Genomic DNA, 20,561 nt, shown 5'->3' with positions numbered 1-20,561 from the left:
CTGAAGTAATCTGAGTGCGTGAGTCGTCGAATTTCGCGTGACAGCGTGACAGCGTGACCGCGTGAGCTCGGGAGCGGAACGCCCAGCCTCGAAGGGCCGGGCTGCCGTCGGGTCATTGACACCAACTTAGATGACGAATACCATCTATGCGAATGATGCTGCGAATCGAGGTGGACGATGAGGAAGTCAAAGGCCGAGACAGCCGAAACACGCCGGCGAATTGTCGAAGTTGCGGCTCAACAGTTCCGGAGCAAAGGGATACAAGGTACGGGGCTGAACGATGTGATGTCTGAGGCGGGACTGACACATGGCGGCTTCTACCGGCATTTCGAGTCAAAAAACCAGTTGTTGGCGGAAGCCTTTGAGCTTTCGCTCTCGTCGGTTGTTGACGCGCTTGGCGAGCTGGCATGCAAAGGCGATGGCAAGGCGGGGTTCGCATCCATGGTGAACAGCTATGTGTCCAAGGCCCACCGCGACAATGCCGCCGGCGGATGCCCGTTTGCCAGCATGGGCAGTGAACTCGCCCGTGCCGACGAACTGACGCGCGAGGCCGCAACACAGGGAATAAGCAAGGTGGTCGACGTTCTAGCCAAGCACATCGGAAGCGACCAAGGCGAGGAGGATACGTCCGATGCGATGTTCGCCTTGTCCGCAATGGTCGGAGCGATCACGCTATCGCGGATTGTCTCGGACCCGAAGGCATCCGACGCCCTCCTGAAAACGGTGAAGCGCCACTTGGTTGAAATGTGATGCCAATGGCACCTCCGGGTCAGCATCGTTGCTGTCCCGGATAACACATGGCGGGACAGTAGCTGCTGTCCTGTTTTTGAAATGTATCGTACTCCTTGATAATCGACACCTCATCAATCGGAGCATGCACTCATGGAAAAAGGCAAGTACCTGGTGACCGCGGCGGCCGGAAAGACCGGCGTCTTCACCGTCAACAACCTGCTGCGTGCCGGCCATACGGTGCGTGCGCTCGTTCGACGCAGTGACGACCGGTCTGTATCCCTGCGTAAGGCTGGCGCTGAAGTGATGGTCGGCAACCTTCTCGACCATGACGAGGCAATCCGCGCGACACAGGGAATGACGGGGGCATATCTCTGCTATCCCGTGAGTCCGGGCTTCATTCAAGCGACCGCGTACTTTGCTGACGCAGCACGCCGCGCAGGCCTCAACGTCGTCGTCAACATGTCTCAAATCTCCGCGCGCGAAGATGCGAAAAGTCATGCGGCACGCGACCACTGGATTGCCGAGCGCGTGCTCGATTGGTCCGGTGTCCCGTCGGTCCATATCCGGCCCACGTTCTTTTCTGACTGGTTGACCTTTCCATGGGTAAGAGACCCTATCGTCAACGAAGGAAAAATTACGCTTCCCTACGGAAACGGAAGGCATGCACCCATCGCGTCGGAAGACCAGGCCCGTGTCATAGCCAGACTTCTCGAAAACCCGGCGGAACATATCGGCAAGGTGTATCCGCTGTATGGCCCCGTTGAACTGGATCACTACCAGATTGCAGACATTGTCTCCAAGGTCACTGGCCGGAACGTCGTCTACGCGCCTTCCACGCTGGCGGAATATCGCGAACGTCTCGAGAAGTACAACCTTGAGGAATTCCTGATTCAGCACTTTGAAGAAGTTGCCATCGACTACCAGAATGGGATCTTCGCTGGGACAAACGATGTCATCGCTCGAATTACCGGACACCCCCCACAAACAATCGACGCATTCGTTGCCACGAATCGCCACGCCTTTGACGCTTGACGCGACGGCCCGTCGACAGGTTGCGCAAGCACCCGCATTGAAGATACGTAGAAGGAGCTGATAATGAAGTTGACTGGAAACACCGTTTTCATTACAGGTGGCGCGTCCGGCATCGGGCGCGGTATCGCAGAAGCGCTTCACCAGAAGGGCAACAAGGTCATCATCAGCGGCCGGCGTCAAGAACTGCTTGACGAGGTGGTCAAAGCCAATCCTGGCATGGACGCGGTACGGCTTGACGTCACGAGTCCGGTTCAGATCGAGCAAGTGGCAAAAGAGCTGATTGCCCGATACCCCGCGTTGAACGTCGTATTCAATAACGCCGGAATCATGCCCTTCGACGACGTGACGGGGCCGCTCGACGACTCACAGGCGGTCCACCTCGTCAATACAAATATCCTCGGTCCCGTTCGGGTGAGCGCCGCGTTCGTCGAGCATCTGAAGAAGCAACCCGACGCCGCGATCATCAATACAAGCTCCACGGTCGCCTTTATCCCTATGGTCATGTTCGCACTCTATTCCGCGACGAAGGCTGCCATTCACTCCTACACGCTGTCGCAACGATTTGCACTTCGCGACACATCCGTTCATGTGCTTGAACTCGCGCCGCCATGGGTTGACACCGACCTCGTGCAGAAAAGTGGAGACCCACGGGCCATGCAGGTAGAGCCATTCGTCGAAGAAGTCTTGAAGCTCCTCGAGACCGCGACGACCGAAGTCGTGGTTGAAGCGGCACGACAATTCAGAAACGCAGCTGGGCCGAACGAACACGGTGTCGTCGAGCAGTTCAATCAGTTCATTATCGACAATCCCCTTCCGCTCCCAACGCCTTGAGGCATGACTGCGCGCCGAGACCGACCGACATACCGGTGATTCCAGCCTTCCCTGGTGAGTGAACCGGGGAAGGTCATCGCCTGCTCGGCGACCGTTGTATATGGCGATGGCCCGTTGGTTTGACGCGTAGAGGTTATCGGGGACAAGCGGCCTGCCCGTCGCAAGCCGATAAGCCAAATTCAATGAGGCCCGCACCGACCAGGAGCAACTTCCCGCGGTGCGGGTCCGATTTGAGCAGGGAGTGAACAGAGCCCGCCGTACCGCGCAGCCTCCACGCATTTGACCAACAGGTGGCTCCCACCCAAAAACTCGACACCGAAGGTTCGGCAAGTCCTGGGGTTCGGCGAACAATGTGAGCGGCAACTTCACCACTCATGGCAATGCATGGTCTGCCCTGTCCCGTCGAGATAGCGCTAAAGCTCGTCCACCGCGGACGCGTCGTATTTGACCAGCGCCGAAAGGCCGGACAGCCAAACGTATGACATTGCCCGTCTCCGACGGAGATTCGGGAATCATTCTTACATTCACCCGACACACTCTCTCCGGCGTCGCCCCATCACTCCCACATATCGAGAGACATCGCTAGTTGTATAGAGAACCTAAGGAGTAAACGATAGTATTACCATCCAGTCAGAGAGGGAATTACACACTTTGATTGCCGCGCGTCCGCGTCAGCTGAGCTTCTTCATTTCCGGAGTGCCACCGGAACCATGCCAGTCGAAAACGGGACGCCTGCCGGCCTGACCCTCGCCTATTTCGGCGAATCAACACAATTCCTGTGAGCATCAGATGACACCGGCGTCGCGTACATGCATCTCTTTTGGCAGTTTCCGCCTCTACCCGGATGAACGTCGCCTGGAGCGCGGGGACGAAGTCGCGGAAATTGGCGGTCGCGCATTCGATATTCTGTCCCTGCTCGTGCACCGTCCCGGCGAGGTCGTGTCCCAAAAGGAATTTCAGGAGAAGGTGTGGCCGGGCTCGGTCGTCGGAGATGTCAATTTACGCGTTCAGATCACGGCGCTACGCAAACTTCTATCAGAAGATCCGGCAGGCTCGCACGGCATTCGCAGCATCACGGGGCGCGGATACTGCTTCGTCGGGCCCGTGACCTACGCGGCCTTGAACAACACGACGGTGGCGGAAGCACTCGACGATGCAAGCAACGACATCAGCAATCTCATTGGCCGACGCGCCGCGATCGAGGACATTTGCCGTTTATTGTCCACAAAAAGGTTCGTTTCCATTGTCGGCCCCGGCGGCATCGGGAAGTCGGCTGCCGCACTCGTGGCCGTACGAGCCTTCAGCGAAGCGAACAATGTGACGACCAGCGTCATTGAACTGTCATCGGTCAGTCACGGCGACCATGTCGCCAGTACAGTTGCATCAACACTTGAACTATTGGTCGACAACCGTTCGCCCACCGATGCGATAACCGACTATCTTGCAAAATCGGAACGACTGTTGCTGCTTGACTGCTGCGAACACGTGATCGACGCAGTTGCTCAATTGGCACTCGCCATTTCACAGTCGTGCGAGCACGTCACGATTCTCGCGACAAGCCGCGAACCCTTGCGAGTTCCAGACGAATACGTTTACCGAATCAAGCCTCTCGACGTTCCCGAACACGCGGCGGGAATCTCGACTGCAGAAGCTCTATCCTACTCAGGCGTGAGATTGTTCTGCGAGCGGTCTACCTCGTTCCAGTCGAACGAATTCGCTGTCCTCACCGACAATATCGCGACCATCTGCAATATATGCGCTTCGCTCGACGGTCTGCCGCTTGCTATCGAGCTGGCAGCGGCGCAGGTTCACGTATTTGGCGCCGAAGGCTTACTTGATGTGCTGGATAAGCGACTGGACGTGCTCACGCGTGGCCACAGGACCGCGCTTCCTCGTCATCGGACGCTACGGTCAACCATCGATTGGAGCTACGATACGCTGACGGAACACGAGCGCAAGATATTGCGATACGCAGCCATCTTCAAGGGAAGCTTTTCGTTCGCACAGGTTGGTGCACTCTTGAACGATAGTTCGCCGCTCTCGCCCGCAATCGTGTCGTCGATGGCGAATCTGGTTGACAAATCGCTACTCGCGTCGATTCCTGGCAGCCAGCCTCCAACTTTCCGATTGCTCGACAGCACGAGAGCATATGGTCTCGAAAAGCTTGGAGAATGCGGCGAGTACGAAGCCGTGGCGCGGCGGCACGCCCAATACTTTCTTTCGCTCTTCACCGAACCCGCGGTCTGGTCCTCGACCGAGCCGGCATTGGACGAACTGGCTGGCGCCCCACGCATCCTGAATGATGTACGCGCCGCACTCGACTGGGCACTCGCGAGCGCAACAGACAAAACGCTCGGCGTGGCACTCACTTGGGCAAGTGGTTCACTCTTCTATCAGCTATACCTTTGTGAGGAGTACCGCCAGCGTGTAATGAACGCACTGCAGTTCATTCAGAGAGGCAGCGAAGCCGATGCCGAGTCGGAATTTCGACTCCTGCTCGCACTCGCGCAGGCGGATTTCCTGACGCAATCTCTCAAGCGCGGAATCTCGACTCACGCATTTCGCGAAGCGTTGGCGCTGACCACGCATCATCACCATGAAGTCCGTCAAGTTCACGTGCTCTATGGAACCATCGTGATGACGACGATGGCCGGTGAATACGACGAAGCGAACCGATTTTGCGGACGACTTTACGAGTTGTCTCGTGCACGTACGACCGACGTACCGATGTACCATCGAATGCAAGCCCTGGTGGATACGCAATCGGGTAGGGTCGAAGGCGCGCTACATCATGCGGACGTCGCCCTGTCAATCTATGGACCGAGAATCGCCACGAGGAAGGTGCAAGACCCGACTCGTTATGATGCGCGCATAGCGCTTACATCACTTCGGTCTCGAATACTCTGGCTTGTCGGGCTCGTGGACGATGCCGCCACCGTTGCCGCAGAGAGCGTAGAGGAAGCGCTCAGTCTGGGCCATGACCTATCGGTTTGTTGCTCTCTCGCGTCGGGAGCATGTCCTGTAGCCTGCTGGCGCGGTGACCATGCAGACCTGGAAAAATACTTGTCGCTGCTTGAGGGGCTCTCCAGCGAGTATCTGCTCGTCAATTGGCGAGACCAGGCAGAATGCTATGGATTCGGACGGCAACAAGCAATGCGGCCGCAAGGCAAAGCATGGTGGCGCGCATTTGACCATTGGGCTCCGACGGCTCATGAAACACTCGCCACCGTGAACCGGCAACTTCTTACTCCACTGGCTATCGAGCGGGCGACGTCCGGCAAAGCCGGGTGGGCCACGCCAGAGATATGGCGTGTGCTAGGTGAGCAATATCTCGAGCATAGTAGCAAGCCCTTGGAAAAGGCTGAGACGTTGTTCCGAGACGCGATTTCGCTTTCGATGCAACACGGCACTTTTTCATTCGAGTTGCGCGCTGCTACCAGCTTGTCCAGATTTCTGTTCCAGAAGGGCGAGCGGCAGGAGGCCGAGGATGTTCTTTCAACGACGCTCTCCCGAGTGAGCCAGGGCGCGGAAACGAGAGATGTGCGTACGGCCCGTGCCGTTCTCGATGAAGGCCTCGAACTCGGTTCGCATTAGGCTGACGCACGGGACATGCCGGGCGCTGTTCGCGGCGGGCCGACATGGGGCCGGCACCGAGCCAAACCGTACGCGTTGCAGCGCCAGGGACATCGATAGCCACTGTTGCACTCCCGCCAACCGCTACTTCTTCTCCGGCACCTGCGTCCCCGCCGGAGGCCCCATCCAGTATCGTTGCTGCAGCATCATGTTGTTCATCATTTCCTGCTGTATGCGGAGGTACCAGTCCGATCCTTTTCAAGATTCCTCCACATAGGTGTCAGGGGTAGCCAGTCGCGAAGATGGAAACGCGCCGACGTCGACGCAATTGCGTCACATCACAACAGGCGAACTCGGAAACTCGTCGACCGGGGGCCTTCTGGCCGGAAAATGCGTCTTCAGCAGATCGGTGACCCGTTCGATACCTCGTAGCACTCCCGACTGATAATCCCCGCGCCGGAAGTCCTCTTCCATTGCCCGGCAAATGGCTTCCCACTCGCGGCTCTCCACCTTCGCGTGGATACCTCGGTCCGCGATGATTTCGACGTCCCGGTCGGCAAGCAGCAGGTAGATGAGAACACCGTTGTTGTGCTCGGTGTCCCAGACCCTGAGCTGAGAAAAGACATCGATCGCGCGGGTTCGGGCAGATGTCCCCTTCAGCAGCGCTGCCGTATGAAGCGCGCCCTCGACAGCGAATCTGACTTGCCCGACGTGTGCATCATGACTGGCATGGACTGCGCGCTCAATGGCGAGAAGAGATCGGCGCGGAAACGCGCGATTGACACGCCAGTGTGTCGTGAGAAGATGCCGAAGAAGCCGTTCGAAGTCCATGGCTACCACCTGCCGGATGCGCCGCCACCACCGAATCCACCTCCGCCGCCGCGAAAGATGTCGCGGTGAGAATCGCCGCCGGGCCGCCCGGCCCCGCCTCCGATGAACCGGCCGCCAACGGTTCCCATTCCACTACCGAACAGCGTGAATACCAGCGCGATCAACCCCGCGGCCACGGCGACGAGAATCGCGCCGGACACAATCCATGCAAGCACGCCAACGATGCCGCCCGTGACGAACGCGCCCGGCAATCTGCCGAACACCGCCCGTAGCACGCCACCTGCCGCGACGGTCAGCAGAAAGAGCACGGGCAGCAGTCGTCCTGCTCCGTCCGATGCGTGTGGCCGGCTTTGGGGCGGCGGCAGCGGTTCGCCGCCAACCACCCGCATGATGCTGTCGGTGCCGGCCGAGATGCCGCCATAGAAATCGCCCGCCCTGAATCGCGGGACGATCACGTCGTCGATGATTCGATTGCTCGTCGCATCGGTCAGCACACCCTCGAGGCCGTATCCCACCTCGATCCGAAGTGTGTGGTCATTCTTCGCGACAAGCAGCAAGACACCGTCGTCGACCTTCTTGCGTCCGAGCTTCCATTGCTCGACGACACGCATCGAAAACTGTTCGATGGATTCGGGCTCGGTCGTGGGAACGATGAGCACGGAAATCTGCGTTCCTTTCCGCGTCTCGAACGCCTTCAACGTCTGTTCGAGAACGGCCTTCTGTTCGACCGTCAACGTGCCGGTTTCGTCGGTCACCCTCGCGACCAGGGACGGCACCGGGACGTCCGCCCAAGCGCCCATTCCGCCCAGCGCGAAGCATGCGACGATGACAGCGAGCGCCAGCCGGAACGCGCTCAATTGGACACCCCGCGAGCGGACGCCGGTGCCGAACCGAAATCGACACGCGGCGGCTTCGAAATTTCGGCTTCGTTACTCACCGAAAAGTTGGGCCTTTCCGGATAACCGAATGCTCTCGCCGTCAGGTTGCTCGGAAACGAGCGTACCGTGGTGTTGTAGGCCTGGACGGAACGTATGTATCGGTTGCGGGCAACCGCGATACGATTTTCCGTACCTTCGAGCTGGGCCTGCAGGTCTCTGAAATTTGCATCCGACTTCAACTGAGGATAGCTTTCCGACACGGCCAGCAGGCGGGACAACGATGTCGTGAGTTGTCCCTGCGCCGCCTCGAACCTGGCGAACGCCTGCGGGTTGGCGATGAGTTCGGGCGTTGCGCGAATCGAACCGACCTGGGCACGTGCTTCCGTCACGGCCGTCAGCACGGCGCGCTCCTGATTCGCGTACCCCTTCACGGTATTGACGAGGTTTGGCACAAGATCGGCGCGACGCTGGTACTGGTTCAGCACCTCCGACCAACTGGCCTTGACCTGCTCGTCTTCTGTCTGAATCGCGTTGTAGCCACACCCGGTCAGACCGAACAGGATGGAGGCGAGCACGACAATCCAGAACGCACGTGCCGCACCGCGCCATGCAGGCGGGATGGTTGCCTGAGCCGTCATTTACTCACCTCATTCGGATATTGTCGATCTCGCCACATCCGGCACGAAGTGACACCTGGTGGCAATGGTTCCATCGTATGAAGCCTTGCGAACCCCGGCTTGATGTACGTCAAGCGTGCTCTGGCTCACCCGTGCGCCCTGCATGCCCCGTCCATACGCCGCTCAGCCGACGCGCGCGCCGTCTTGTCCGCCAAAACGGATTCGAGCCCTGTTGAGCCACGTCAATGTGTCGCGGCAAGCGGACAATAGAGTGAAACGTGAGGTCTCCCGGATGCCCACGCACGCGTCGCCGGGTACGGACCACGCGCATGGCGCGCCCATTACCGCGAGGGTAACCAGGCACATATGGGTATTGACGAATCGCTCCACGACCCCGTCTGCGGGATGCCGGTGACGGGTGAATCACGCTTTCACGGCGAGCACGGTGGAAGGCAATACTACTTCTGCGGCCGCGCATGTCTGACGAAGTTCGAGTCCGCTCCGGAGAAGTACGCCGAAGTCCCGTCCGCCGAGCCGACACCGCCCGCAATGGACGGCGCGATCTATACGTGCCCGATGCACCCGGAGATACGCCAGGACCATCCTGGCCAGTGTCCCAAATGCGGCATGACGCTGGAGCCGATCCTGCCCGGCATCGACGAAGGCGAGAATCCGGAACGGGTCGATTTCCGACGCCGATTCTCGTGGACGTTGCCACTGACCGTCGTAGTTTTCATGCTGGCAATGTTCGGTCATCGGCTCGAATTGACGTCCGCGTCAGCGGAAAGCTGGGTCGAGTTCATCATCTCGACGCCCGTCGTCCTGTGGGCCGGCTTCCCGTTCTTCAAGCGGTGCCTGCGATCGCTGGTCAATCGCAGTCCGAACATGTGGACACTCATCGGCCTCGGCACGGGCGCCGCCTACGCTTATAGCGTCATCGCCACCGTCTCACCAGGCGAGTTTCCCCAAACCTACAGTGCCCACGGCCGAGTCAGTGTCTACTTCGAAGCTGCGGCGGTCATCATTTCACTCACGTTGCTCGGTCAACTCCTCGAGCTGAAGGCTCGCTCGCAAACGTCCGCCGCCATCAAGGCGCTTCTCGGTCTCGCCCCCAAGACCGCTCGACGCATCAACCCGGACGATTCCGAGGAGGATGTCCCGTTGTCCCAAGTCCGCGTGGGAGACCTGCTGCGCGTCCGACCAGGCGAGAAGGTGCCCGTCGACGGTGTCGTCACCGACGGCTCGAGTTCGCTCGACGAATCCATGATTACCGGCGAGCCGATTCCCGTGACGAAGCGCACTGGCGACCATGTCATCGGCGCGACGATGAACGCGACCGGGAGCCTGGTCATCCGGTCCCAAAAGGTCGGCTCCCAGACCGTGCTGTCGCAAATCGTGCAGATGGTCGCGCAGGCACAACGCTCGAGAGCGCCAATGCAGCGAATGGCCGACAAGGTCGCCGGCGTCTTCGTCACGGTCGTCGTCGGCATCGCGCTGCTGACGTTCCTGGCGTGGGGCCTGTTCGGGCCCGAGCCCAGCTGGGTATTCGGCCTCATCAATGCGGTCGCGGTGCTCATCATCGCGTGCCCCTGCGCGCTTGGCCTCGCCACGCCGATGTCGATCATGGTCGCCAGTGGCAAAGGCGCATCAAACGGCGTGCTGTTTCGCGATGCCGCCGCCATCGAGAATCTGCGCAAGGTCGACGTACTCATCGTCGACAAGACGGGAACATTGACCGAAGGTCGTCCAGCTTTCTCGCGAGCCGTGGGCACCCACGGCTATACGGACGACGAGGTGCTTCGACTGGCGGCCAGTATCGACCAGGGCAGCGAGCATCCGCTTGCTGCCGCCATCGTCGCGGCCGCACGCGAGAAGAAGCTGCCTCTGGATCGCGCCGAGAATTTCGAATCCGCGACCGGTACAGGTGTGCGCGCATGTATTGCCGGTCGAAAGCTGGCATTGGGCAACACCGCGCTGATGCTGGCCGATTCCGTGCCGGTCGAGACGCTGGCCACCGAAGCAGACAGCATGCGGGCACACGGGGCAAGCGTCATGTATCTGGCGATCGACGGACGCTTGGCCGGACTGCTGGCCGTCGCCGATCCAGTCAAGACAACGACGCAGGAAGCATTGTCGACGTTGAAGGAGAACGGCATTCGTGTCGTGATGGCGACCGGAGATGGTGTGGTGACGGCAAAGGCCGTTGCCGAGCAGCTCGGTATCGATGAATTTCATGGCGAGGTCAGGCCGGCCGACAAACTCGACCTGGTGACGAAGCTTCAGCAAGACCGGCACGTTGTGGCGATGGCCGGCGACGGTATCAATGATGCGCCGGCGCTGGCGAAAGCCGACGTCGGCATTGCCATGGGAACGGGCACGGACGTGGCGATGAGCAGCGCGCAGGTGACGCTCGTGAAGGGCGACTTGCGCGGGATCGCGCGTGCCCGGGCGTTGTCCGAGGCGACCGTCGGAAACATGAAGCAGAACCTCGGCTTCGCGTTCGTGTACAACGCACTCGGCGTTCCATTGGCGGCAGGGGTGCTCTACCCGTTCACCGGTTTGCTGCTCTCGCCGATGATTGCCGCCCTGGCAATGAGCCTGAGTTCGGCTTCCGTCATCTCGAATGCGTTGAGGCTTCGTCACGTCAGGATTTAGGCTCCTGAAATCGGGATCCAACCGAGGCGCATATGACATCTGTCGACAGGAAGCGCCTGCACATGGATGTGCGAGCGTTGGCCCCGCTCGCGCGGACCGACCAGCGCGACGCACCTGGCGACGGACGTTGCCTTCGATCGTGAAACAGGCATTTTCCCCGCACAAAAAACCGCTACTTCGATAGACCACGCTTCTTCAACAGCACGGCACCACTCGCCGGACTCACCAGCGAAACGGATTCGATATCCAGGTACAACCTGGAAGTCCTCGTCGTGATGTCGGTCGGCTCGTCGTTGTTCGGCTCGGCGTGCTCGATGTGTTCGGTCAGGTAGGGCGCGACCAGACGCCCGGAAAGCGCGAGCACGAAGTCGCCATGCGTTTGCGCGTACGCCGCGGGTGAAAGCCTCACGTGGCCACGAACGGTGGACTTCCTGCCTTTTCCGGGATCGAGTTCGATGATGTCGATCCGCTGGATATAGCCTTTTGCCTTCGCCTCGGCTGCGATCACGAGCCCTCGCCCTCGCGGCCCGGTGATGGCCTTTCTGAGCAGGATGCCCGTCCGGCCTTCGCCGTCGCCATTGACCAGATCGAAGTCCACCGTCAACAGATGCCGCTTCGACTGATACCGCAGCCCGTACGGCACCGGTACCACGAAAGTCACCTCACGATCCAGATTGACCGCGGCCAGGTCGGCGTTATGGCCATGCGTGTCGGCACCGCCGGGGATCAGGCTGCGAACGCGATCGCTCAGGGACGGCGACGCACTTTTGATGTGCTGCTTCGCCAGCGCGTCCCGAATCGCAACCGGATCGTCGCCGACGATCGGCCGCGTGGGCGACGTATCGGGCATCACGGCGGATGCGGCGCTCGCCGTGTCGCCGACATTGTCGGCCGCTGCACGCGTCGCGACCGGGGCCAGCATGATCGCCACGGCGACGATGCACACGGCATTCAGACGACCCAACATGGATTTCCGATGAAACACGACACACTCCTGGTTTTCTGGCGGATCGGTCGACGACGGGATCGGCGGGATGGAAGGACTGGCGCGTGCCAACCGCTCGAGTTCACCGATCGCCTCTGCGACACATCATAGGTTCATTGTCAGCCCGGCGGCAGGCCGGCGCGCCACACTATCGTAGTGCCCAGACTACAACAATCCGCGACGAGCGAGCAGCGGCGCGACGTGCGGCAGGCGATGACGGTCAGTTGACCGTCGCGAAGCCGAAACCGCAAGCTCATCCCTGCCGATCCTCTCGCCGATACTCCGCAGGCGCCTTCCCCACGAGCTTGCGAAAATCGCGCGTGAAGTGCGCCTGATCGAAATACCCGAGCGCGTGCGCCAGTTCCGCGAGATCGACCGGCTCACCGCCGGCGAGCTTGTCGGCGGCTTCATGCAGGCGGTACCGGCAGATCACCCACTTCGGCGTCACGCCCACGTAATCGGCAAAGCGCTGCTGCAGCGTGCGCTCGCTCACCCCCGCGCGCCCGGCCAGATCGCGCACCTGCGTGAGCCCGAGGTCCTGCTGCAGCATCTGCAGGATCGCGTGAATGCGCTCGACCTGCGGATCGGGCGGCGGCAGCACGCGCAACAGCAGCGACTCGGCCGCCGCCACCATCCCGGCGTCATCGTCGGCGCCAAGCACGGCATTTTCGGCTTCCGCATCGCCACAGTCGAGCAGCGTCGACACCGGCAGCACCTTGTCGGTGAGCAGATGCACGGGCTTGCCGAAGAACGCGCGAAACGCACCCGGCCGAAACCGCAAGCCGATCACCCTCCCCGCCCCGGCCAGCGTCGTCTCGAACGCTCCGGACACCACGCCGAAGATCCCCGTCTGCCGCCGATCGAACACCAGATTCACGCACGGATATGGCAGCGTGCGTTGCACATGAGGCGGCTGGCCGCGCAGATCCCATTCGACGATCCAGTGGTGATCAAGCACCGCGGCCAGTTCGGCGCACGGGTAGTAGCGATTCAGGCGGAAGCGCTGGTTGAAGGCTTTCGGGCCGACGACGCCCTTGGGCGTGTCGGTCACGTTACGCAAGTCGGCCATGGGTCACGAACTGTTGGGGGATTGCGTGATGATGCACCGCCGCAGCGGATTTTTCCAAGACGGCGGCACGCAACCGACCTACATTGCAATCCTTGTCCCGAACGCACACCGGAGCCCGCGATGCTGCAAGATCGTCACCTGACCCTGTACCACTCCGCTCGCAGCCGATCGGCCGGCGCCCACATGCTGCTCGAGGAACTGGGGGCCGACTATGAACTGCACGCGTTCGATCTCTCTACCGGCAAACACCACGAACCCGATTACCTCGCCATCAATCCGATGGGCAAGGTTCCCGCGCTGCGCCATGGCGACGTGATCGTCACCGAGCAGGCCGCCGTGTACATGTACGCGGCGGAACTGTATCCGGAAGCCGGTCTGTCGCCGGAGGTCGGTGACCCGCTGCGCGGCCCGTACCTGCGCTGGATGGTGTTCTACGGTTCGTGCTTCGAGCCGGCCGTCGTCGACCGCTCGATGAACCGTCCGTCTGCAGCCTACTCGACGTCGCCCTACGGCGACTTCGATACCGTGATCAACGCGATCGACGCGCAACTGGCCGAGGGCCCCTACCTGCTCGGCGAGCGCTTCACGGCGGCGGATGTGCTGTGGGGGGCCGCGCTGAACTGGATCACGATGTTCAAGCTGATCCCCGAGACGCCGCGCATGCGCGCCTACATCGATCGCATCCTTGCACGCCCGGCCATCCAGCGCGCGCAGGCGGCAGATGCGGCGCTGGCCGCGGAGCAGGACAAGGCCAGGGAGACGCCCGCACCGGCGAGGTAGCCCGGTGCCGGGCGGCACCTTGACACACGTTCCGCCCGGACGCCGACCCACCCGCGCCCCGCCCCGCCCCGCCCCGTCAGAACATCGTGTGCAACCCGATCCGCGCCACCGCCTGGCTGGCGGAACTCGACGCGCCGTTCGGATCCAGCACACCGTTGATCTGCGCATTCGCGCCGCGGTTCGCGCGCTGGTAGTCCGCCGAAACATAAACCATCGTCCGCTTCGACAACAGGTACTGAAGCGCCGCGCTGACCTGATGCGCATGGTTGTCGTTCACGGCTTCGTTGCCCTTCATGTACATGTATTTCGCGCCGAGGAACAGGTCCGGCCTGATGCGCCACACGCCACCCGCCTCGGCCATCCACACGCCTGCGTCGTTGAACGAATTGTGCACGGTGGTCAGCAACGCCTTCGCGGAAACCGCCCCGAAGTCATAGTGCATCCCGACGCCCCAGTTACGCACGCTGGTCGACGGCGTACCAGGTGCCGGCCCATACTTCTCGTTCGTATAGGCCGCGCCGATACCGAACGCCCCGACTTCGTAGTTCAACCCGGCGCTTACGGTATTGTCCGCGCCGACGGAACCGGCCACGCCGCCGAACGCATACATCACGCCCCCGGAAAACCCGCCGATCGTCGGCGAACTGTACTTGACCGAATTCGCGACCGGCTTGCTGCCTGCCGTGCGGTCCCAGTCGAACGCGCCGGTCGGATTGGCCGGCAGCGCGAGCCGCTGGAACGGACCATTCCTGAACCCGTACAGCCCCGTGAGGTCCATCGAGATCGCGTTCCCCTTCGCAAACAGGGAATCCACCATGAAGTCGTACTGATTCCCCAGCCTGACGCTGCCGAACCGATCGCTCTCGATGCCCACGTATGCGTTACGCCCGAAGATTCCGGTCCCGATGATGCTGCCGTTCGCCATCGAGAACTGGTTGACGAGCGCGAATGTCGCGCGATATCCGCCGCCGAGATCTTCCGTGCCGCGCAAGCCGAACAGGTTCGGCGTGAAGATGCCGTCGTCGAACTTGACGTTCTTCCCTCCGCCTTCGTTACTGACATACGAGATGCCGCTGTCGATCAGGCCGAACAGGGTCACGCTGCTCTGCGCGTACGCGCCCTGCGCGATGGCAAGCATCGCGACTGCTCCAAATCTCAGTTTCATTGTGTCTCCGTCTTTTTTGTCAATGCGAACGGGTCGCCCGCTGTCCCGCGGGTACTCGCCCGATGTTTCGTGAAACAACGACTTCCCCGGCCCGGCTTCGCATTCATCCGGGTCGGAAAAATGAATATTCGATTAGTTTTACTGATTGAGTTGAATGGATGACATCCCGCTCATTCCCGATTTCATCCAGCCTGAAGCGATTGCCGCATGACCCGAATGCAATCGGGCAATCTCACCGCCCGGATCAAGCGCCTCGACAAACCACCCACGCTGCCGAATCCACCTCGACAGTCACGGCTTCCAGCCCGGCACCCGAACACGGCCCGTCGATACACACGCCATCGTCGAACCGGAACAGCGCACTGTGATGCGCGCACATCAGCACCTGCGATCGATAACAGGAAACGTTGCCCGGCACGAAATCGAGCGGCACCGAGAAATGCGGGCAACGATTCACATACGCCCATACCTGCTCCCCGCGCCGCACGACGATGACGGGACGCCCGATGCGCGCTTCGTCGACGACCCGCGCCCCACCATCCGGCACATCGGAGAAGCGACAGAGTTGCGTGGCGCCCATGACTCACACTCTCCGCTCGGGATTGCCGAGGCTCCAGTCCCACGGGCGAACCTCGACCCGCGAGAACAGCCCTTCCTTCACATACGGATCGTTGCCGACGAACTGCATCACCGCATCGATGTCGTCCGCCTCGATGACGAGCAGCGTGCCGTTCATCGCATCGCCCTGGGGGTCGAGCGTCGGCCCTCCGAGCCGCACATACACGCCGTGCTGTGCGGCGGAACGCAGGTAGGTCCGATGCGTCGACCGCACGCGGTCGCGCACGTCGCGCATCCCGGGCTGGTCCGTCGCAAACACCGCAAAGAATCGCGCCATGTCGGTCAGCTCCGGTCGAGCACGAAGTCGTACGTCGCTTCGCGGTACACGCCGTTCAACCCGAACCGTCGCGCAAGTTCGTCGTCCGCCGCGCGCGGGCGATACGCGACCATCAACGACGGCTTCACGCCGAATACGGCATCCGACTTCAGGTACGCGTCCTCCTCGTCGAACAGATGCGTGACGAGCTTGCGATAACCCGGCGCGTCGATCATGAAGTGCAGGTGCGCGGGCCGCCACGGATGGCGTCCGGTGGCGTCGAGCATCTTCCCGACCGGGCCGTCGGTCGGAATCGGATAGCTGACCGGCAGAATCGTCGTGATCGCATAGCGGCCTTCGGCATCGGTCCGGTAGCGGCCGCGCAGGTTGCCGTGCGGCTGCTCCTTGTCCTGTCCGGAGTACATGCCGTTGTCGGCGGTCTGCCATACGTCGAGCACGGCATCCTGCACCGGCGCACCGTCGGTGGTGAGCACGCGACCATGCACGACCACCGGCGTGCCGGGCGTGAGCGCCATGTTCTCGCCATACGCACGGTCGGGCATGCCCTCGATGTAGAACGGCCCGAACACCGTCGTTTCCGTCGCGCCGGTGGCGAAGCGATGGTTGATCGCATCGACCAGCATCGACACGCCGAGCGTGTCCGACAACAGGATGAATTCCTGACGCACGACGTCGTCGCACATCTGCCCGGTTTCCGTCAGGAAGCGAATCGCGGCCATCCACTCGGCCTCGGTCAGCTCCGTTTCGCGGACGAACGCATGCAGATGCCGCACGAGGCTCTGCATCAACACGCGCAAGCGCGGGTTCGGCGTACCGTCGAAACTGGCGACGACCTGCTCGGTCAGCCGCGTGTCGCCGTCATCATGATGATCAATCGTCATGTTCGTCTCCTTGGATGCAGCCGGCCGCTCACTGCGGCTCGCGCCCTTCCCACGCATGCTGAAGCAATTCGCGAATCGGCGCACGTTCGATCGGCCGCGGATTCGCATAAGGATTCCGGCAGGCGAGGTCGGCGGCTTCGTCGAGGCCCGCTTCCGGCATCCCGATGTCGGCAAGCGCCGCCGACAAGCCCAGCTGCCGATTCAACCGGAACAACAGCGGGCCGGCGTCGGCCGCGTCGGTGCCGCCCAGCGCCCGCGCGACACGGCGCAGCGCGTCGGGCGCCGCCGCATGGTTGTAGTGCGCGGTATGCGGCAACATCGCGGCGTGCGTCTGCGCGTGCGGCAGGTTGAAGGTGCCGCCGAGCGTATGACAGAGCTTGTGGTGCAACGCCATGCCGACGGCACCGAGGCATGTGCCGGCGAGCCACGCGCCATACAACGCGTGGCTGCGCGCTTCCCGGTCATCCGGCTCCCGAACCACACGGGGCAGCGCGTCGCCGAGCGCACGAATCGACTCCTCGGCCATCAGGCTGATCACCGGGTTCGCATCTTCCGCATAGAGCGCCTCGACCGCATGCGCCATCGCGTTGACGCCCGAAGCCGCCGAAATCCCCGGCGGCAGCGACAACGTCAGGGACGGGTCGTAGAGCACCGTGCGCGGCAACACGCGCGCATCGCGCCCGGTGCGCTTCAGGCGGCCTTCCGTGAGCCCGAAGATCGGCGTCATCTCCGAGCCCGCGTAAGTCGTCGGCACGGCGAGAATCGGCAGCGACGACTCGAGCGCGATCGCCTTGCCGAGCCCGATCGTCGAGCCGCCGCCGATCGCGATGCAGCAGTCCGCACCCAGCTCGGCCGCCATCTCGCGCGCCGCACGCGCCACCTCGACCGGCACGTGCATCACGGCCTGCGCGCATACGCCGGCCGCACGCCCGCCGAGCACCTCCCTGACCCGTTCGGCGAGCGGCTGCTGCTCGGGCGTCGACAGAATCAGCGCCCGCTGCGCGCCGAGCGCGGACAACTCGTCCGGCAACCGCTCGAGTGCGCCCCATTCGAACACGACGCGGGACGGCGTTCCCTGATAGACGAAGCGCTCCATCGCAACCTCAGCGCTTGAAATGCGGCGGCACCTTGCCGTCGACGTTGACCCACACCGAGCGCGCTTCCGTGTAGTCGTGCATCGCCTCGAAACCCATCTCGCGGCCGTAACCCGACTTCCCGATGCCGCCGAACGGGCTACCCGGGTTGACGCGCTTGTAGCAGTTGATCCAGCACATGCCCGCGTCGATCCGCGACGCCATCTTGTGCGCGCGGGACAGATCGTTGGTCCACAGGCCGCTGCCGAGCCCGTATTCGGTCGCGTTGGCGATCGACAGCGCTTCCTCGTCGCTGCCGAAGCGCAGCACGGTGACGAACGGGCCGAACACTTCCTCCTGCGCGACGCGATCGGCGGCGCTCTTCGCTTCGATGACCGTCGGGCGCACGTAGTAGCCGCCGGCGAGTGCCGCGTCCTGCGGCGCACTGCCGCCCGCAAGCACGCGGCCGCCCTGCTCGCGCGCGACGTCGACGAACGACAGCACGCGGTCGAGGTGCTGCTTCGACGTCAGCGGGCCCATCTCGGTGTCCGGGTCCAGCGGGTTGCCGACGCGGATCGACGAAGCCAGCGACACGAAGCGCTCGATGAATGCGTCGGCGATACGTTCATGCAGCACGAGACGCGAACCCGCGATGCACGCCTGCCCCTGGTTGTGGAAGATCGCCCACGCGGCACCGTTGATGGCCGCGTCGAGGTTCGCATCGTCGAACACGATGTTCGCGCCCTTGCCGCCCAGTTCCAATTGCACGCGCTTCAGGTTGCCCTGCGAGGCCTCGACGATCCGGCGGCCCGTCGCCGTCGAACCGGTGAACGCGATCTTCCCGACGCCGGGGTGTTCGGCGAGCCGCTGGCCGGCCGTGTGCCCGTAGCCGGGGACGATATTGACGACCCCGGCGGGGAACCCGACCTCGGCCATCAGCTCGACGATGCGCAGCGTCGACAGCGGCGTGATCTCCGACGGCTTGAGCACGACCGTGTTGCCTGCGGCCAGTGCCGGCCCCATCTTCCAGCTCGTGAACATCAGCGGGAAATTCCACGGCACGATCTGGCCGACGACGCCGATCGGCGCGCGCTGCACATAGTTCAGGAAGCCGGTTTCGACCGGGATCACGGAGCCCTGCAGCTTGTCGGCCATCCCGCCGAAGTAGCGGAAGCAGCCGGCCGTGCGCGGCACGTCGAGCGCGCGCGAATCGCGGATCGGGTGACCCGTGTCCAGCGATTCGAGCTGCGCGAGTTCCTCCGCGTTGGCTTCGATCGCGTCGGCGAGACGCAGCAGCAGCCGGCCGCGCTCGGCCGCCGGCATCGCCGACCATGTCGGGAACGCGCGGGTGGCGGCTTCGACGGCCAGGTCCACGTCCGCCGCGGTGGCGGCGGCGATCTTCGTGATCAGCGTGCCGTCGTGCGGATTGAGCACGTCGATCGTGCCGCGATCGACGGCGTCAACGAAGCGGCCGTCGATGAAGAGTTGGGTTTGCATGAATCGTCCTCGATGATGTGCTTGTGTGCGCCAGCGCCGCTCAGAACGCGATCGGATACGGCGCGAGCTCGCCGCTCTCGTATCGCTGCGGAAGGTCCGGCGTCGCGTTTTCCCAGACCAGCAGCATCGAGCGCTTCGTCGAATAGCCCTGGTGCCGGATGTCGGCGGGCATCGCGCAAATGTCGCCGGCCCGCATCGTGATGCGCGCGCGCGGCGCACCGGTGTTCTTGTCGCCGATGTCCCACACGATTTCGTCGGACAGTTGCAGGAACCATTCGACGCGGTCGTTGCCGTGGAACACCGGCAGGATGAATTCCTCCGTGGTCGGGCAGAACAGGCTGCGCCCGCATACGGAGGTCACCGACGGATTCCACGTCACGTCCGAACGCGACAGGTACTTGAACAGGTTGAACGCATGCAGTTCACCTTCGAAGCCCGGCTTCACATGCACCTCCGGTTCGTCCTGGGCGACGTCGAGGAACGCGCGGTTGACGGGCAGTTCGTCGCGCAGCGGCGAGTCGCCTTCGAGGCCCGGCATGCGGCGCGTCGCGATGCGCGTGCGTTCGATCGCCGCGCCGTTCTCGCCATGCTTGCGGCCGAATGCCGTGCCGGTTTCCTCGGGCGCCGCGAACGGATCGAAGCCTTCGTTGGTCCAGTCGTGCAGCATCGCCTTGAAGGTCGCCATGATCGTGGGCGTTTCGAACGTCTCGGTGTAGTCGACGCCGGCGTCCTTCAGGATTCCGTTGAACGTGCCGGCATACACGTCGACCTTGCCGTAGTGGTTGCGCGTGCCGAACACGTGATCGAAATTCACCCAGCCGTAGAAGAAGCCCCACGCCACGTCGCGCATCATCGCGCGCAGGAATGCGTCCGCGGGCATCGCATGCGTGCGCGTCTGGCCTTTTGCCGGCCAGCTGATTTTCACGAAGTACTCGTCGCGCTGGAACGCGAACTCGCCGAGATGGAAGCGGCGGTAACCGGTGACGGCATCGGCTTCCGTGGCCTGCACCAGATCGGCGGCGAAGCCTGCGGAAGGATCGAGGGTCTCGAGGGTGGCCATAACGTGT

18 protein-coding genes are annotated in these 20,561 nt (G+C 62.5%); 6 read left to right on the top strand and 12 right to left on the bottom strand.

What is annotated here, in order from left to right; translation table 11 throughout:
• Positions 1-177: 177 nt before the first annotated feature.
• The 4 genes from DIE06_RS00165 to DIE06_RS00150 all read left to right on the top strand — a co-directional run bounded on the left by DIE06_RS00165 (position 178) and on the right by DIE06_RS00150 (position 6,189).
• On the top strand, positions 178-750 hold the full coding sequence (locus DIE06_RS00165) for a TetR/AcrR family transcriptional regulator (protein WP_124659616.1): 573 nt from the start codon (positions 178-180) through the stop codon (positions 748-750).
• Positions 751-882: 132 nt separating this feature from the next.
• Positions 883-1,764, top strand: a complete 882-nt coding sequence (locus tag DIE06_RS00160) for an NmrA family NAD(P)-binding protein (RefSeq protein WP_124659615.1) — start codon at positions 883-885, stop codon at positions 1,762-1,764.
• Between the two features lie 63 nt (positions 1,765-1,827).
• Positions 1,828-2,595, top strand: a complete 768-nt coding sequence (locus DIE06_RS00155) for an SDR family oxidoreductase (RefSeq protein ID WP_124659614.1) — start codon at positions 1,828-1,830, stop codon at positions 2,593-2,595.
• Positions 2,596-3,384: 789 nt separating this feature from the next.
• Positions 3,385-6,189 carry a winged helix-turn-helix domain-containing protein gene (locus DIE06_RS00150; RefSeq protein WP_124659613.1) on the top strand — a complete coding sequence of 935 codons (2,805 nt, stop codon included), beginning with the start codon at positions 3,385-3,387 and terminating at the stop codon, positions 6,187-6,189.
• Positions 6,190-6,501: 312 nt separating this feature from the next.
• Here the strand turns inward: DIE06_RS00150 and DIE06_RS00145 are convergent, their stop codons facing one another.
• From DIE06_RS00145 to DIE06_RS00135, 3 genes are read right to left on the bottom strand one after another with little or no spacing between them, the layout of a single operon-like run.
• Positions 6,502-6,999, bottom strand: a complete 498-nt coding sequence (locus DIE06_RS00145; protein ID WP_124659612.1) for a TPM domain-containing protein — start codon at positions 6,997-6,999, stop codon at positions 6,502-6,504.
• Between the two features lie 2 nt (positions 7,000-7,001).
• Complete coding sequence (locus DIE06_RS00140; RefSeq protein ID WP_185733327.1) at positions 7,002-7,799, bottom strand: YgcG family protein; 798 nt, start codon at positions 7,797-7,799, stop codon at positions 7,002-7,004.
• 53 nt (positions 7,800-7,852) lie between these two features.
• The gene (locus DIE06_RS00135) at positions 7,853-8,515 is read right to left on the bottom strand and encodes a LemA family protein (protein ID WP_124659610.1); all 663 of its coding nucleotides are present in this window, start codon (positions 8,513-8,515) and stop codon (positions 7,853-7,855) included.
• A gap of 345 nt (positions 8,516-8,860) precedes the next feature.
• Here DIE06_RS00135 and DIE06_RS00130 point away from each other — a divergent pair, with 345 nt between their 5' ends.
• On the top strand, positions 8,861-11,149 hold the full coding sequence (locus DIE06_RS00130; RefSeq protein ID WP_124659609.1) for a heavy metal translocating P-type ATPase: 2,289 nt from the start codon (positions 8,861-8,863) through the stop codon (positions 11,147-11,149).
• A gap of 172 nt (positions 11,150-11,321) precedes the next feature.
• On the opposite strand, the gene DIE06_RS00125 is transcribed toward DIE06_RS00130, so the two are convergent.
• Both DIE06_RS00125 and DIE06_RS00120 read right to left on the bottom strand, forming a co-directional pair.
• Positions 11,322-12,134: a hypothetical protein gene (locus tag DIE06_RS00125; RefSeq protein ID WP_124659608.1), complete on the bottom strand. Its 813-nt coding sequence runs from the start codon at positions 12,132-12,134 to the stop codon at positions 11,322-11,324.
• A gap of 253 nt (positions 12,135-12,387) precedes the next feature.
• Positions 12,388-13,203: a helix-turn-helix domain-containing protein gene (locus DIE06_RS00120; protein ID WP_124659607.1), complete on the bottom strand. Its 816-nt coding sequence runs from the start codon at positions 13,201-13,203 to the stop codon at positions 12,388-12,390.
• Between the two features lie 120 nt (positions 13,204-13,323).
• Between DIE06_RS00120 and DIE06_RS00115 the strand changes: the two genes are divergently transcribed.
• Complete coding sequence (locus tag DIE06_RS00115; RefSeq protein WP_124659606.1) at positions 13,324-13,983, top strand: glutathione S-transferase family protein; 660 nt, start codon at positions 13,324-13,326, stop codon at positions 13,981-13,983.
• Between the two features lie 76 nt (positions 13,984-14,059).
• On the opposite strand, the gene DIE06_RS00110 is transcribed toward DIE06_RS00115, so the two are convergent.
• From DIE06_RS00110 to DIE06_RS00080, 7 genes are all read right to left on the bottom strand, one after another.
• Positions 14,060-15,148 carry a porin gene (locus DIE06_RS00110; protein WP_124659605.1) on the bottom strand — a complete coding sequence of 363 codons (1,089 nt, stop codon included), beginning with the start codon at positions 15,146-15,148 and terminating at the stop codon, positions 14,060-14,062.
• Between the two features lie 244 nt (positions 15,149-15,392).
• The gene (locus DIE06_RS00105) at positions 15,393-15,728 is read right to left on the bottom strand and encodes a Rieske 2Fe-2S domain-containing protein (protein WP_124659604.1); all 336 of its coding nucleotides are present in this window, start codon (positions 15,726-15,728) and stop codon (positions 15,393-15,395) included.
• A gap of 3 nt (positions 15,729-15,731) precedes the next feature.
• Complete coding sequence (locus tag DIE06_RS00100; RefSeq protein ID WP_124659603.1) at positions 15,732-16,043, bottom strand: YciI family protein; 312 nt, start codon at positions 16,041-16,043, stop codon at positions 15,732-15,734.
• Between the two features lie 5 nt (positions 16,044-16,048).
• Positions 16,049-16,924 carry an intradiol ring-cleavage dioxygenase gene (locus DIE06_RS00095; protein ID WP_124659602.1) on the bottom strand — a complete coding sequence of 292 codons (876 nt, stop codon included), beginning with the start codon at positions 16,922-16,924 and terminating at the stop codon, positions 16,049-16,051.
• 28 nt (positions 16,925-16,952) lie between these two features.
• Positions 16,953-18,020 carry a maleylacetate reductase gene (locus DIE06_RS00090; protein WP_124659601.1) on the bottom strand — a complete coding sequence of 356 codons (1,068 nt, stop codon included), beginning with the start codon at positions 18,018-18,020 and terminating at the stop codon, positions 16,953-16,955.
• 7 nt (positions 18,021-18,027) lie between these two features.
• A complete protein-coding gene (locus tag DIE06_RS00085; protein WP_124659600.1) occupies positions 18,028-19,494 on the bottom strand; it encodes an aldehyde dehydrogenase family protein in 1,467 nt (488 codons plus the stop codon).
• Positions 19,495-19,534: 40 nt separating this feature from the next.
• Positions 19,535-20,554 (bottom strand): hydroxyquinol 1,2-dioxygenase, encoded by a 1,020-nt coding sequence (locus DIE06_RS00080; RefSeq protein ID WP_124659599.1) that lies wholly within the window; start codon positions 20,552-20,554, stop codon positions 19,535-19,537.
• Positions 20,555-20,561 lie beyond the last annotated feature (7 nt).

Source organism: Burkholderia sp. Bp8998 (assembly GCF_003854235.1).
Classification (GTDB): domain Bacteria; phylum Pseudomonadota; class Gammaproteobacteria; order Burkholderiales; family Burkholderiaceae; genus Burkholderia.
This window is presented reverse-complemented; position numbering and strand designations above follow the sequence as displayed.